Origin of the sequence: Bacillus sp. HSf4 (assembly GCF_029537375.1) — a bacterium.
GTDB lineage: Bacteria > Bacillota > Bacilli > Bacillales > Bacillaceae > Bacillus > Bacillus sonorensis_A.
Map to the genome: position 1 here is coordinate 139,559 of NZ_CP120679.1, position 11,984 is coordinate 151,542.

Consider the following 11,984-nt stretch of genomic DNA (forward strand, 5'->3'; position numbering starts at 1 on the left):
GCCATGGCAAGGTGATGCAGGTTTTTCTCACGGAGAATTGTCTAACGTAAGTAGGCGAAAAGGAGGGAAAATAATGGCAAAACAAAAAATTCGTATTCGTTTAAAAGCGTATGATCATAGAATCCTTGATCAATCTGCTGAGAAGATTGTTGAAACGGCAAAACGTTCCGGTGCCAGCGTATCTGGTCCGATTCCATTGCCAACTGAGAAATCAGTTTACACAATCCTTCGTGCGGTGCACAAATACAAAGATTCTCGTGAGCAATTTGAAATGCGTACACATAAACGTTTAATCGACATTGTGAACCCAACACCGCAAACTGTCGATGCTCTAATGCGATTAGATCTACCATCTGGTGTCGATATCGAAATTAAACTTTAATCTAAAATATAGAATGATCTTTATAGGAGGTGTGACGAATGACCAAAGGAATCTTAGGAAGAAAAATTGGTATGACGCAAGTTTTCGCAGAAAACGGTGATCTTATTCCGGTAACTGTTATCGAAGCTGCAGCTAACGTTGTACTTCAAAAGAAAACAGCTGAAAACGACGGCTACGAAGCGATTCAGATCGGTTTTGACGACAAGCGCGATAAGCTTGCCAACAAGCCGGAAAAAGGCCACGTCGCAAAAGCGGAAACTGCACCTAAGCGCTTCGTTAAAGAACTACGCGGAGTGGATATGGATGCGTATGAAGTTGGTCAGGAAGTCAAAGTTGATATTTTCTCTAACGGAGAAATCGTAGATGTAACAGGAACATCAAAAGGTAAAGGTTTCCAAGGTGCGATCAAACGCCACGGACAATCTCGTGGACCTATGTCTCACGGTTCCCGCTACCATCGTCGTCCTGGTTCAATGGGACCGGTAGACCCTAACCGTGTATTCAAAGGAAAACTGTTGCCTGGACGTATGGGCGGAGAGCAGATCACTGTTCAAAACCTTGAAATCGTAAAAGTTGATGCAGAACGCAACCTTCTTTTAGTTAAAGGTAACGTTCCTGGCGCCAAAAAATCTCTAGTCACTATTAAAAGTGCAGTTAAATCTAAATAACTCTTTAGGAAAGGAGGAAATTGATCATGCCAAAAGTAGCATTATATAACCAAAACGGTTCTACTGCTGGTGATATCGAATTAAACGACTCTGTATTTGGGATCGAGCCAAATGAGAGCGTAGTATTCGACGCTATTCTTATGCAAAGAGCTTCCTTGCGTCAAGGAACTCACAAAGTAAAAAATCGTTCTGAAGTTAGTGGCGGAGGTCGTAAACCTTGGCGTCAAAAAGGCACTGGCCGTGCTCGTCAGGGATCTATCCGTTCACCGCAATGGCGCGGAGGTGGTATCGTATTCGGTCCTACACCACGCAGCTATGCTTATAAATTACCGAAAAAAGTTCGCCGCTTGGCAATCAAATCAGCATTGTCTTCTAAAGTGCAGGACAACAACTTGATCGTTCTTGAAGATCTTACTCTTGATGCGGTTAAAACAAAAGAAATGGCTGCTGTTCTTACAGGCCTTTCTGTTGAGAAAAAAGCTTTAATCGTAACTGCAGATGTAAATGAAACGGTTGCACTTTCTGCCCGTAACCTTCCTGGAGTTACAGTCGTTGAAGCTAACGGAATCAACGTACTTGATGTTGTCGGTCACGAGAAGCTTGTGATGACGAAAGCAGCGGTTGAAAAAGTAGAGGAGGTGCTTGCATAATGAAAGATCCTCGTGATGTTCTTAAGCGCCCCGTCATTACTGAACGTTCTGCTGATTTAATGGCTGAAAAAAAATATACGTTTGAAGTAGACGTAAGAGCTAATAAAACAGAAGTGAAAGATGCAGTTGAAGAAATCTTTGGAGTGAAAGTTGAGAAAGTCAACATAATGAACTACAAAGGGAAATTCAAACGTGTCGGCCGCTACTCTGGTATGACGAACAAACGCAGAAAAGCCATTGTCAAGCTTACTGCAGACAGCAAAGAAATCGAAATTTTTGAAGCTTAATCATTTGTAAAAAGAAGGAGGGAAATTCAAAATGGCGATTAAAAAGTACAAACCGACCTCTAACGGACGTCGCGGCATGACGACTTCTGATTTCGCTGAAATCACGACAGATCAGCCGGAAAAATCCTTGCTTGCCCCGCTTCATAAAAAAGGCGGACGTAACAACCAAGGGAAATTGACTGTACGTCATCAAGGCGGCGGACATAAACGCCAATATCGTATTATCGACTTCAAACGCGATAAAGATGGTATACCTGGACGCGTTGCTACAGTTGAATACGATCCAAACCGTTCAGCAAACATTGCTCTAATTAACTATGTAGACGGAGAAAAACGCTACATTTTGGCTCCTAAGGGGCTTGAAGTAGGCACTGAAATCATGTCAGGTTCAGAAGCTGACATTAAAGTAGGTAACGCACTTCCACTGATCAACATCCCAGTTGGTACAGTTGTGCACAATATTGAATTGAAACCAGGAAAAGGCGGACAGCTGGTACGGTCAGCTGGTACATCTGCTCAAGTTCTTGGTAAAGAAGGTAAATACGTTCTTGTACGTCTGAACTCCGGTGAAGTTCGCATGATTCTTTCTGCTTGCCGCGCGACAATCGGTCAAGTGGGTAACGAGCAGCACGAACTGATCAACATCGGTAAAGCAGGACGTTCTCGCTGGAAAGGCGTTCGCCCTACAGTTCGCGGTTCTGTTATGAACCCTAACGATCACCCACACGGCGGTGGTGAAGGACGCGCACCTATCGGACGTAAATCACCTATGTCTCCATGGGGTAAACCAACTCTTGGATTCAAAACTCGCAAGAAAAAGAACAAGTCAGATAAATTCATCGTACGTCGTCGTAAAAATAAATAACGGGGTTGTCTACGGTTCTTATCGGACCGTAGCGCAATCACGAAGGGAGGTTCCAAAATGGCTCGCAGCTTAAAAAAAGGACCATTTGTCGATGATCATCTAATGACAAAAATCGAGAAATTAAATGAAACGGATAAGAAACAAGTTGTGAAAACTTGGTCTCGCCGTTCAACTATTTTCCCGCAATTCATCGGTCACACAATCGCAGTCTATGATGGACGCAAACATGTGCCTGTTTACATCTCTGAAGATATGGTAGGTCACAAGTTGGGTGAGTTTGCACCTACTCGTACTTACAAAGGTCATGCTAGTGATGACAAAAAAACAAGACGCTAATGAGAGGAGGCTTTTAAATGCAACAAGCTAAAGCTGTCGCAAGAACAGTCCGTATTGCTCCTCGTAAGGCACGTCTAGTAATGGACCTGATTCGAGGCAAGCAAGTAGGTGAAGCAGTATCAATCTTAAACCACACGCCAAAAGCTGCTTCCCCGATTATTGAAAAAGTTTTAAAATCTGCTATCGCTAACGCTGAGCACAACTATGAAATGGATGCAAACAGCCTGGTTGTTACTCAAGCTTACGTGAACGAAGGCCCTACGTTGAAAAGATTCCGTCCGCGCGCTATGGGACGTGCAAGCCAAATCAACAAACGTACGAGCCACATTACTATCGTTGTATCAGAAAAGAAGGAGGGATAACTCGTGGGTCAAAAGGTAAATCCAGTCGGTCTTCGTATTGGGGTTATACGTGATTGGGAATCTAAGTGGTTCGCTGGCAAAGATTACGCAGACTTCCTTCACGAAGATCTAAAAATCCGTGAATTTATTAATCAACGCCTGTCTGACGCTTCAGTTTCTAAAGTGGAAATCGAGCGTGCGGCAAACCGTGTCAATATTACGATCCACACAGCTAAGCCTGGTATGGTTATCGGTAAAGGCGGTTCTGAAGTCGAAGCGCTTCGCAAAGCCCTTAACAGCCTTACTGGCAAGCGTGTACACATTAACATTCTTGAAATCAAAAGAGCTGATCTTGATGCTCAGCTAGTTGCAGATAACATTGCTCGTCAATTGGAAAACCGTATTTCTTTCCGTCGTGCGCAAAAGCAACAAATCCAACGCACAATGCGCGCTGGTGCACAAGGAATTAAAACAATGGTTTCCGGTCGTCTTGGCGGCGCTGATATCGCTCGCTCTGAATATTACAGTGAAGGAACTGTTCCATTGCACACATTGCGTGCTGACATCGACTATGCTACATCTGAAGCTGACACAACTTACGGTAAGCTCGGTGTAAAAGTCTGGATCTATCGTGGAGAGGTTCTTCCTACTAAGAAGAAAACTGAGGAAGGAGGAAAATAATATGTTAATGCCAAAACGCGTTAAATATCGCAGAGAGCATCGCGGAAAAATGCGCGGCCGTGCGAAAGGCGGCACTGAAGTGCATTTCGGTGAATACGGTATCCAGGCTCAAGAAGCTTCTTGGATCACAAACCGCCAAATCGAAGCAGCACGTATTGCGATGACTCGTTACATGAAACGTGGCGGTAAAGTTTGGATCAAAATTTTCCCTTCTAAGCCTTATACAGCTAAGCCTCTAGAGGTTCGGATGGGTTCCGGTAAAGGTGCTCCTGAAGGATGGGTAGCTGTTGTAAAACCGGGCAAAGTTTTATTTGAAATTTCTGGTGTGTCTGAGGAAGTCGCTCGTGAAGCTCTTCGTCTTGCATCTCACAAATTGCCAATTAAAACGAAGTTCGTAAAACGTGAAGAAATTGGTGGTGAATCAAATGAAAGCTAATGAAATTCGTGACCTTACCACTGCTGAAATTGAACAAAAAGTAAAGTCTCTTAAAGAAGAACTTTTCAATCTTCGCTTTCAATTAGCGACAGGACAACTTGAAAATACTGCTCGCATTCGTGAAGTGCGCAAGTCAATCGCGCGCATGAAAACTGTGATTCGGGAAAGAGAAATTGCTGCCAACAAATAATTCCGGAGGGAGGTTCTCTAAAACATGAGCGAACGCAATCAGCGCAAAGTCTACCAAGGACGTGTTGTTTCTGACAAAATGGATAAAACCATTACTGTTGTTGTAGAAACTTACAAAAAACACTCACTCTACGGTAAACGCGTAAAGTACTCTAAAAAATTCAAAGCACATGATGAAAATAATCAGGCTAAAATCGGTGACATCGTAAAGATCATGGAAACTCGTCCATTATCTGCGACTAAACGTTTTCGTCTAGTTGAAGTTGTCGAAGAAGCTGTTATTATCTAATAAAGTTCGGAAATCCTTTTTCCGAAGGGAGGTAACAAATAATGATTCAACAAGAGACTCGTTTAAAAGTAGCTGATAACTCTGGCGCGCGTGAAGTTCTTACGATCAAAGTTCTTGGCGGTTCCGGACGCAAAACGGCTAACATTGGTGATGTCATTGTTTGCACGGTTAAACAAGCAACACCAGGAGGCGTTGTCAAAAAAGGTGATGTCGTTAAAGCTGTTATCGTTCGTTCTAAGAGCGGAGCACGCAGAAATGACGGATCTTACATCAAATTCGACGAGAATGCATGTGTTATCATCCGTGACGACAAAAGCCCGCGCGGAACTCGTATCTTCGGACCTGTTGCACGTGAACTTCGTGACAACAACTTTATGAAAATTGTTTCTTTAGCTCCAGAAGTACTTTAATGATATCAATGCCGGACTTGAAGGAGGTGCGATCAGGATGCATGTTAAAAAAGGCGATAAAGTAATGGTTATCTCTGGTAAAGACAAAGGGAAACAAGGAGTGATCCTTGCAGCATTCCCTAAAAAGGACCGCGTACTTGTTGAAGGTGTCAACATGGTGAAGAAGCACGCTAAGCCGACACAAGCAAACCCTCAAGGCGGAATCTTAAACCAAGAGGCGCCAATTCATGTGTCAAACGTAATGCCGCTCGATCCTAAAACAGGTGAAGTGACTCGCGTAGGATACAAAGTAGAAAATGGCAAAAAAGTTCGTGTTGCAAAAAAATCTGGGCAAGTTCTAGATAACTAGTAATAAAGGAAGGGAGGTCTATCTCATGAACCGCCTTAAAGAAAAGTACAATAAAGAAATTACACCTGCATTAATGAACAAGTTTAACTACAACTCTGTGATGCAAGTGCCTAAAATCGAAAAAATCGTAATCAACATGGGTGTTGGTGACGCTGTTCAAAACGCTAAAGCAATCGATAGCGCAGTTGAAGAACTAACGTTTATCGCTGGTCAGAAACCTGTCGTTACTCGTGCGAAGAAATCTATTGCTGGATTCCGTCTTCGTGAGGGAATGCCGATCGGTGCGAAAGTAACTCTTCGCGGAGAGCGCATGTACGATTTCCTTGATAAACTGATTTCTGTTTCTTTACCGCGTGTACGTGACTTCCGCGGGATTTCCAAAAAGTCTTTCGACGGCCGTGGAAACTACACACTTGGAATTAAAGAACAGCTGATCTTCCCTGAAATTGACTATGATAAGGTTACTAAGGTTCGCGGTATGGATATCGTTATTGTAACGACTGCCAACACGGATGAAGAAGCTCGTGAACTGTTAACTCAATTAGGTATGCCATTCCAGAAATAATCAATGAAAGGGAGGCGAAATCGTGGCTAAAAAGTCAATGATTGCGAAACAAAAACGCACACCGAAGTTTAAAGTACAAGAGTACACTCGCTGCGAACGCTGCGGACGTCCACACTCAGTCATTCGTAAATTTAAACTTTGCCGTATTTGTTTCCGTGAACTTGCATATAAAGGACAAATTCCTGGCGTTAAAAAAGCCAGCTGGTAATCCCCGTTAATGGGAAGGAGGTTATTAAATAATGGTTATGACAGATCCGATTGCAGATATGCTGACTCGTATTCGTAATGCAAACATGGTACGTCATGAGAAGCTTGAAATCCCTGCTTCTAAGTTGAAAAGAGAGATCGCTGAAATCTTGAAACGAGAAGGTTTCATCCGTGACGTAGAATTCATTGAAGATAACAAACAAGGCATCATCCGTGTTTTCTTGAAATACGGACAAAACAACGAACGTGTCATCACTGGCCTTAAAAGAATCAGCAAACCTGGTCTGCGCGTTTACGCTAAGTCAAACGAAGTGCCTCGCGTACTGAACGGACTTGGAATCGCAATTCTTTCTACATCACAAGGTGTGTTAACTGATAAAGAAGCTCGCGCTAAGCAAGCCGGCGGAGAAGTATTAGCATACGTTTGGTAAGAAGTTTAACATGAATGGAGGTGTTTGGTATGTCTCGTGTAGGTAAGAAGCTACTTGAGATTCCTTCAGGTGTTACAGTTACAATGAACGACAACACTGTAACCGTGAAAGGACCAAAAGGAGAATTAACTCGTACGTTTCATCCTGATATGAAGATTAAAATTGAGGACAATGTACTGACTGTAGAACGTCCTTCTGAAAATAAAGAACATCGCGCGCTGCATGGTACAACTCGCAGCATCATCGGAAACATGGTTGAAGGTGTATCTAAAGGGTTTGAAAGAGGTTTGGAATTAGTCGGTGTCGGTTACCGTGCTTCTAAATCCGGAAACAAACTTGTTTTAAACGTTGGATACTCTCATCCAGTAGAGATCGTTCCTGAAAACGGAATTGAAATCGAAGTTCCATCTCAAACAAAAATAGTCGTTAAAGGTACGGATAAAGAACGCGTTGGTGCTACTGCTGCCAACATTCGCGCTGTACGCTCTCCAGAGCCTTACAAAGGTAAAGGGATTCGCTATGAAGGAGAAATGGTTCGTCGTAAAGAAGGTAAATCTGCTAAGTAAACCCGCTTAAAGTGAGAAAGGAGTGACCCAGATGATTACGAAAACAAGCAAGAATGCTGCACGTCTTAAAAGACACGCTCGTGTTCGTTCGAAGCTTTCAGGAACGCCTGAAAGACCTCGTCTAAATGTTTTCCGTTCAAACAAACATATCTACGCACAAGTGATCGATGACGTGAACGGTGTTACACTTGTGAGTGCATCTACTCTTGATAAAGACTTCAACGCCGAAAACGGCGGCGATACGTCTGCGGCTGCAAAAGTTGGAGAGCTTGTTGCAAAACGCGCTTCTGAAAAAGGTATCACAAACGTCGTGTTCGACCGTGGCGGTTACCTCTATCATGGACGTGTAAAAGCTTTGGCTGATGCTGCACGCGAGGCTGGATTAGAATTTTAATAAAAGAAGGAGGGACATATGAATATGCGTCGTATTGACCCAAGCAAATTAGAGTTAGAAGAACGCTTAGTTACCGTTAACCGCGTAGCGAAAGTTGTTAAAGGTGGTCGTCGTTTCCGTTTCGCAGCTCTAGTCGTTGTCGGTGACAAAAACGGTCACGTAGGATTCGGAACTGGTAAAGCACAGGAAGTGCCGGAAGCGATCCGCAAAGCTGTAGAAGATGCGAAAAAGAATTTGATCGAAGTACCAATGGTTGGAACTACAATTCCACACGAAATCATCGGACGTTTCGGTGCAGGAAACATCTTGTTAAAACCTGCTTCTGAAGGTACGGGAGTCATCGCTGGAGGCCCAGTACGTGCGGTACTTGAGCTTGCCGGTATAGCTGATATCCTTTCTAAGTCTCTAGGTTCTAACACACCGATCAACATGATTCGTGCAACAGTCCAAGGTTTAAGCGAGCTGAAACGCGCCGAGGAAGTTGCGAAGCTTCGTGGAAAATCTGTAGAAGAACTGTTAGGATAAGGAGGGAACATTAATGGCTAAATTAGAAATTACCCTCAAACGCAGTGTAATCGGTCGCCCGGAAGATCAGCGCATTACTGTCAGAACGCTTGGTTTAAAGAAAACAAACCAAACAGTCGTTCATGAAGACAACGCTGCGATCCGCGGCATGATTAACAAAGTATCTCATTTAGTTTCTGTTAAAGAACAATAAAAATAAACGATAAGCTAAGGAGGTGTCCTAATGAAACTTCATGAATTAAAGCCCGCAGAAGGTTCACGCAAAACGCGCAACCGCGTAGGTCGTGGTATTGGTTCTGGAAACGGTAAAACAGCTGGTAAAGGTCATAAAGGTCAAAACGCTCGTTCCGGCGGCGGTGTACGTCCTGGATTCGAGGGTGGACAAATGCCTTTATTCCAACGTCTTCCGAAACGCGGTTTTACAAACATCAACCGCAAGGACTTCGCTGTAGTCAACCTAGACAAACTCAACAGCTTTGCAGAAGGGACGGAAGTTACTCCTGAACTTCTTTTGGAAACAGGTGTAATTAGCAAGTTGAAATCTGGAGTGAAAATTCTTGGCGACGGTAAATTAGAAAAGAAATTAACTGTTAAAGCCAATAAATTCTCCGCTTCTGCTAAACAAGCAATTGAGGCTGCTGGCGGTACAGCTGAGGTGATCTAACTTGTTTAAGACAATCTCCAATTTTATGCGTGTGAAGGATATTCGGAATAAGATTATCTTCACTCTTTTAATGCTTATCGTCTTTCGTCTCGGTTCGTTCATTCCTGTGCCGCATGTAAACACAGAAGTTTTGAATGCACAGGACCAAATGAGCGTATTTGGGATCCTTAACACATTTGGCGGCGGTGCATTATTCAACTTCTCCATTCTTGCGATGGGGATCATGCCTTACATCACAGCTTCGATCATCATCCAGCTTTTGCAGATGGATGTTGTGCCGAAGTTTACCGAGTGGTCTAAGCAGGGAGAAGTTGGTCGCCGAAAATTAGCTCAGTTCACAAGGTACTTCACAATTATTCTTGGGTTCATTCAAGCGCTGGCTATGTCTTACGGATTTAATAATATGGCGGGCGGCGCGTTGATTAGTGACCCGGGATTCGGTACTTATTTGACCATTGCGATTGTGCTGACTGCCGGAACTGCTTTTTTAATGTGGCTGGGAGAACAAATTACGTCCCATGGAGTTGGTAATGGAATATCGATTATCATCTTCGCCGGTATCGTTGCCGGTATTCCGCAGACGGTCAATCAGATCTACGCTCAGCAGTTTACAGACGCTGGAGATCAGTTGTTCTTGCAAATCTTAAAGGTTGTCATCATATTGGTTGCGATTGTGGCGATTGTCGTTGGCGTGATTTTTATCCAACAGGCAGTAAGAAAAATCTCAATTCAATATGCGAAAGGTTCAGGCCGTTCACCGGTTCCTGGCGGTCAGTCAACACACTTGCCGCTGAAGGTTAACCCGGCGGGTGTTATTCCGGTTATCTTTGCTGTTTCGTTTATCATTACACCTCGGACCGTGGCTTCATTCTTTGGTACCAACGATGTGACGAACTGGATCCAAAAAACGTTTGATTACACGCATCCGGTTGGAATGGCGATCTATGCAGCACTGATTATTGCCTTTACCTATTTCTATGCATTTGTCCAGGTTAACCCTGAACAAATGGCCGATAATCTTAAAAAACAAGGCGGCTATATTCCGGGAGTTCGTCCAGGAAAAATGACTCAGGATAGAATTACGAGCATCTTGTACCGGCTGACATTTGTCGGCTCCATATTCTTGGCCGTGATTGCCATTCTTCCTGTCTTGTTCGTTAATATTGCCGGGCTGCCTTCTTCTGCACAAATTGGCGGAACAAGTTTGCTGATTGTGATCGGTGTTGCACTGGAAACGATGAAGCAGCTTGAAAGCCAGCTGGTGAAACGAAACTATCGTGGATTTATGAAGCACTAGAGGAAATGGGATGCGCCCATTCCTCTAAAATAGAGAGGACGGGGAATCCGAAATGAACTTAGTCTTAATGGGACTGCCTGGAGCCGGTAAAGGAACACAGGCTGAACGGATTGTTGACGATTTTGGGATACCTCATATCTCAACAGGAGACATGTTCCGCGCTGCGATGAAAGAAGAAACTGATCTGGGGCTGGAAGCCAAATCATACATTGATAAAGGCGAGCTTGTTCCGGATGAAGTGACAATTGGTATTGTCAGGGAAAGACTTGGCAAGAATGATTGTGACCGAGGTTTTCTTCTGGACGGATTTCCGAGAACAGTCGCTCAAGCTGAAGCACTTGAGGAAATTCTTAAAGGACTTGGCAAGTCTATCGATCATGTCATCAACATTCAAGTCGATAAAGATGCATTGATGGAACGTCTGACGGGACGCAGAATCTGCAAAAATTGCGGTGCAACTTATCATTTAGTCTTTAATCCGCCTGCAAAAGAAAATGTATGCGATAAGTGTGGAGGAGAGCTCTATCAGCGTGAAGATGATAATGAAGCTACAGTTTCCACACGACTTGAGGTCAACCTGAAGCAAACTCAGCCTTTACTCGATTTTTATGCGGATAAAGGATATCTTGTAAACATTGACGGTCAAAAGAACATCAATGAAGTTTACGGTGATATAAGGGAGCTTCTCGGGGGCCATGGCAAATGATTATTTGTAAAACGCCCCGGGAAATCGAAATTATGCGGGAAGCAGGCCGGATTGTTGCTTTAACTCACCAGGAGCTAAAAAAACACATCAAACCCGGCATCTCGACAAAAGAATTGGATCAAATTGCCGAACGTTTTATTACAAAGCAAGGTGCAATCCCATCTTTTAAAGGGTATAATGGTTTTCGCGGGAGCATTTGCGTTTCAGTCAATGAAGAACTCGTTCACGGTATACCGGGTAAAAGGGTGCTTCGTGACGGAGACATCATCAGCATCGACATCGGTGCGAAGTTAAACGGTTATCATGGCGACTCTGCCTGGACTTATCCGGTGGGAACGATCAGCGCTGAGGATCAAAAGCTGCTGGATGTGACAGAGGAGTCTTTATATAGAGGCTTGCAGGAAGCAAAACCGGGAGAACGGTTGTCGAATATTTCCCACGCAATACAAACGTATGTCGAAAATGAGCAATTTTCAGTTGTCAGGGAATATGTAGGACACGGGGTCGGTCAGAACCTGCATGAGGATCCGCAAATTCCTCACTATGGTCCGCCGAACAAAGGCCCGCGCTTAAAGCCTGGCATGGTCCTGGCCATTGAGCCGATGGTCAACGCTGGTACCCGTTATGTTAAGACATTAGCTGATAACTGGACGGTTGTAACTGTGGACGGGAAGAAGTGTGCTCACTTTGAACACACGATCGCGATTACGGAGACAGGTTTTGATATACTGACAAAAGCCTAGGTG

At 43.9% G+C, this 11,984-nt stretch carries 24 protein-coding genes; all 24 read left to right on the forward strand.

The annotated features are described in order from the left end of the window. The first annotated feature begins 73 nt into the window (after positions 1-73). The 24 genes from rpsJ to map are packed head-to-tail and all read left to right on the forward strand — an operon-like array spanning position 74 to position 11,981. On the forward strand, positions 74-382 hold the full coding sequence (gene rpsJ, locus P3X63_RS00740; RefSeq protein WP_003156464.1) for a 30S ribosomal protein S10: 309 nt from the start codon (positions 74-76) through the stop codon (positions 380-382). A gap of 38 nt (positions 383-420) precedes the next feature. Next, positions 421-1,050, forward strand: coding sequence for a 50S ribosomal protein L3 (rplC, locus tag P3X63_RS00745; protein WP_026586068.1), 630 nt, complete (start codon positions 421-423; stop codon positions 1,048-1,050). 26 nt (positions 1,051-1,076) lie between these two features. Continuing rightward, positions 1,077-1,700: a 50S ribosomal protein L4 gene (gene rplD / locus P3X63_RS00750; RefSeq protein WP_077735273.1), complete on the forward strand. Its 624-nt coding sequence runs from the start codon at positions 1,077-1,079 to the stop codon at positions 1,698-1,700. Further along, entirely contained in the window at positions 1,700-1,987 is a 288-nt protein-coding gene (gene rplW, locus P3X63_RS00755; protein ID WP_026586066.1) for a 50S ribosomal protein L23, read from the forward strand. Before rplD ends, rplW begins: the two co-directional genes overlap by 1 nt. A gap of 31 nt (positions 1,988-2,018) precedes the next feature. Next, positions 2,019-2,852, forward strand: a complete 834-nt coding sequence (gene rplB, locus P3X63_RS00760) for a 50S ribosomal protein L2 (protein WP_026586065.1) — start codon at positions 2,019-2,021, stop codon at positions 2,850-2,852. A gap of 57 nt (positions 2,853-2,909) precedes the next feature. Continuing rightward, a complete protein-coding gene (rpsS, locus tag P3X63_RS00765) occupies positions 2,910-3,188 on the forward strand; it encodes a 30S ribosomal protein S19 (protein ID WP_006640321.1) in 279 nt (92 codons plus the stop codon). Between the two features lie 17 nt (positions 3,189-3,205). Continuing rightward, on the forward strand, positions 3,206-3,550 hold the full coding sequence (gene rplV, locus P3X63_RS00770; RefSeq protein ID WP_026586064.1) for a 50S ribosomal protein L22: 345 nt from the start codon (positions 3,206-3,208) through the stop codon (positions 3,548-3,550). A 3-nt stretch (positions 3,551-3,553) separates the two neighbouring features. Further along, entirely contained in the window at positions 3,554-4,210 is a 657-nt protein-coding gene (gene rpsC / locus P3X63_RS00775; RefSeq protein ID WP_026586063.1) for a 30S ribosomal protein S3, read from the forward strand. Position 4,211: 1 nt separating this feature from the next. Next, positions 4,212-4,646 (forward strand): 50S ribosomal protein L16, encoded by a 435-nt coding sequence (gene rplP / locus P3X63_RS00780; RefSeq protein ID WP_006640324.1) that lies wholly within the window; start codon positions 4,212-4,214, stop codon positions 4,644-4,646. Beyond that, positions 4,636-4,836, forward strand: a complete 201-nt coding sequence (rpmC, locus tag P3X63_RS00785; protein WP_003178343.1) for a 50S ribosomal protein L29 — start codon at positions 4,636-4,638, stop codon at positions 4,834-4,836. Before rplP ends, rpmC begins: the two co-directional genes overlap by 11 nt. A 24-nt stretch (positions 4,837-4,860) precedes the next feature. Beyond that, complete coding sequence (rpsQ, locus tag P3X63_RS00790) at positions 4,861-5,124, forward strand: 30S ribosomal protein S17 (RefSeq protein WP_003178345.1); 264 nt, start codon at positions 4,861-4,863, stop codon at positions 5,122-5,124. A gap of 41 nt (positions 5,125-5,165) precedes the next feature. Beyond that, complete coding sequence (gene rplN / locus P3X63_RS00795) at positions 5,166-5,534, forward strand: 50S ribosomal protein L14 (protein WP_026586062.1); 369 nt, start codon at positions 5,166-5,168, stop codon at positions 5,532-5,534. Between the two features lie 37 nt (positions 5,535-5,571). After that, positions 5,572-5,883, forward strand: coding sequence for a 50S ribosomal protein L24 (gene rplX, locus P3X63_RS00800; protein ID WP_026586061.1), 312 nt, complete (start codon positions 5,572-5,574; stop codon positions 5,881-5,883). 25 nt (positions 5,884-5,908) lie between these two features. Beyond that, complete coding sequence (gene rplE, locus P3X63_RS00805) at positions 5,909-6,448, forward strand: 50S ribosomal protein L5 (RefSeq protein WP_026586060.1); 540 nt, start codon at positions 5,909-5,911, stop codon at positions 6,446-6,448. 22 nt (positions 6,449-6,470) lie between these two features. Further along, complete coding sequence (rpsN, locus tag P3X63_RS00810; RefSeq protein WP_003178353.1) at positions 6,471-6,656, forward strand: 30S ribosomal protein S14; 186 nt, start codon at positions 6,471-6,473, stop codon at positions 6,654-6,656. A 31-nt stretch (positions 6,657-6,687) separates the two neighbouring features. Beyond that, positions 6,688-7,086 (forward strand): 30S ribosomal protein S8, encoded by a 399-nt coding sequence (gene rpsH, locus P3X63_RS00815; RefSeq protein WP_003178355.1) that lies wholly within the window; start codon positions 6,688-6,690, stop codon positions 7,084-7,086. A 29-nt stretch (positions 7,087-7,115) separates the two neighbouring features. Beyond that, positions 7,116-7,652, forward strand: coding sequence for a 50S ribosomal protein L6 (gene rplF, locus P3X63_RS00820; RefSeq protein ID WP_026586059.1), 537 nt, complete (start codon positions 7,116-7,118; stop codon positions 7,650-7,652). A gap of 31 nt (positions 7,653-7,683) precedes the next feature. Next, the gene (gene rplR / locus P3X63_RS00825; RefSeq protein ID WP_026586058.1) at positions 7,684-8,046 is read left to right on the forward strand and encodes a 50S ribosomal protein L18; all 363 of its coding nucleotides are present in this window, start codon (positions 7,684-7,686) and stop codon (positions 8,044-8,046) included. A gap of 24 nt (positions 8,047-8,070) precedes the next feature. Beyond that, positions 8,071-8,571, forward strand: a complete 501-nt coding sequence (gene rpsE, locus P3X63_RS00830) for a 30S ribosomal protein S5 (RefSeq protein WP_026586057.1) — start codon at positions 8,071-8,073, stop codon at positions 8,569-8,571. 13 nt (positions 8,572-8,584) lie between these two features. After that, complete coding sequence (gene rpmD / locus P3X63_RS00835) at positions 8,585-8,764, forward strand: 50S ribosomal protein L30 (RefSeq protein ID WP_006640333.1); 180 nt, start codon at positions 8,585-8,587, stop codon at positions 8,762-8,764. 30 nt (positions 8,765-8,794) lie between these two features. Next, entirely contained in the window at positions 8,795-9,235 is a 441-nt protein-coding gene (rplO, locus tag P3X63_RS00840; RefSeq protein ID WP_026586056.1) for a 50S ribosomal protein L15, read from the forward strand. Position 9,236: 1 nt separating this feature from the next. After that, positions 9,237-10,532: a preprotein translocase subunit SecY gene (gene secY / locus P3X63_RS00845; RefSeq protein ID WP_277692262.1), complete on the forward strand. Its 1,296-nt coding sequence runs from the start codon at positions 9,237-9,239 to the stop codon at positions 10,530-10,532. A 52-nt stretch (positions 10,533-10,584) separates the two neighbouring features. Further along, positions 10,585-11,238, forward strand: coding sequence for an adenylate kinase (locus P3X63_RS00850; protein ID WP_026586054.1), 654 nt, complete (start codon positions 10,585-10,587; stop codon positions 11,236-11,238). Further along, on the forward strand, positions 11,235-11,981 hold the full coding sequence (map, locus tag P3X63_RS00855) for a type I methionyl aminopeptidase (protein ID WP_026586053.1): 747 nt from the start codon (positions 11,235-11,237) through the stop codon (positions 11,979-11,981). The genes P3X63_RS00850 and map overlap by 4 nt, the downstream gene beginning before the upstream one ends. The last annotated feature ends 3 nt before the right edge of the window (positions 11,982-11,984 follow it).

What these genes read in the sequence shown, in the direction of transcription:
- rpsJ (WP_003156464.1), top strand. Translation starts at nt 74, where the DNA reads ATGGCAAAACAAAAAATTCGTATTCGTTTAAAAGCGTATGATCATAGA.
- rplC (WP_026586068.1), top strand. Translation starts at nt 421, where the DNA reads ATGACCAAAGGAATCTTAGGAAGAAAAATTGGTATGACGCAAGTTTTC.
- rplD (WP_077735273.1), top strand. Translation starts at nt 1,077, where the DNA reads ATGCCAAAAGTAGCATTATATAACCAAAACGGTTCTACTGCTGGTGAT.
- rplW (WP_026586066.1), top strand. Translation starts at nt 1,700, where the DNA reads ATGAAAGATCCTCGTGATGTTCTTAAGCGCCCCGTCATTACTGAACGT.
- rplB (WP_026586065.1), top strand. Translation starts at nt 2,019, where the DNA reads ATGGCGATTAAAAAGTACAAACCGACCTCTAACGGACGTCGCGGCATG.
- rpsS (WP_006640321.1), top strand. Translation starts at nt 2,910, where the DNA reads ATGGCTCGCAGCTTAAAAAAAGGACCATTTGTCGATGATCATCTAATG.
- rplV (WP_026586064.1), top strand. Translation starts at nt 3,206, where the DNA reads ATGCAACAAGCTAAAGCTGTCGCAAGAACAGTCCGTATTGCTCCTCGT.
- rplP (WP_006640324.1), top strand. Translation starts at nt 4,212, where the DNA reads ATGTTAATGCCAAAACGCGTTAAATATCGCAGAGAGCATCGCGGAAAA.
- rpmC (WP_003178343.1), top strand. Translation starts at nt 4,636, where the DNA reads ATGAAAGCTAATGAAATTCGTGACCTTACCACTGCTGAAATTGAACAA.
- rpsQ (WP_003178345.1), top strand. Translation starts at nt 4,861, where the DNA reads ATGAGCGAACGCAATCAGCGCAAAGTCTACCAAGGACGTGTTGTTTCT.
- rplN (WP_026586062.1), top strand. Translation starts at nt 5,166, where the DNA reads ATGATTCAACAAGAGACTCGTTTAAAAGTAGCTGATAACTCTGGCGCG.
- rplX (WP_026586061.1), top strand. Translation starts at nt 5,572, where the DNA reads ATGCATGTTAAAAAAGGCGATAAAGTAATGGTTATCTCTGGTAAAGAC.
- rplE (WP_026586060.1), top strand. Translation starts at nt 5,909, where the DNA reads ATGAACCGCCTTAAAGAAAAGTACAATAAAGAAATTACACCTGCATTA.
- rpsH (WP_003178355.1), top strand. Translation starts at nt 6,688, where the DNA reads ATGGTTATGACAGATCCGATTGCAGATATGCTGACTCGTATTCGTAAT.
- rplF (WP_026586059.1), top strand. Translation starts at nt 7,116, where the DNA reads ATGTCTCGTGTAGGTAAGAAGCTACTTGAGATTCCTTCAGGTGTTACA.
- rplR (WP_026586058.1), top strand. Translation starts at nt 7,684, where the DNA reads ATGATTACGAAAACAAGCAAGAATGCTGCACGTCTTAAAAGACACGCT.
- rpsE (WP_026586057.1), top strand. Translation starts at nt 8,071, where the DNA reads ATGCGTCGTATTGACCCAAGCAAATTAGAGTTAGAAGAACGCTTAGTT.
- rpmD (WP_006640333.1), top strand. Translation starts at nt 8,585, where the DNA reads ATGGCTAAATTAGAAATTACCCTCAAACGCAGTGTAATCGGTCGCCCG.
- rplO (WP_026586056.1), top strand. Translation starts at nt 8,795, where the DNA reads ATGAAACTTCATGAATTAAAGCCCGCAGAAGGTTCACGCAAAACGCGC.
- P3X63_RS00850 (WP_026586054.1), top strand. Translation starts at nt 10,585, where the DNA reads ATGAACTTAGTCTTAATGGGACTGCCTGGAGCCGGTAAAGGAACACAG.
- map (WP_026586053.1), top strand. Translation starts at nt 11,235, where the DNA reads ATGATTATTTGTAAAACGCCCCGGGAAATCGAAATTATGCGGGAAGCA.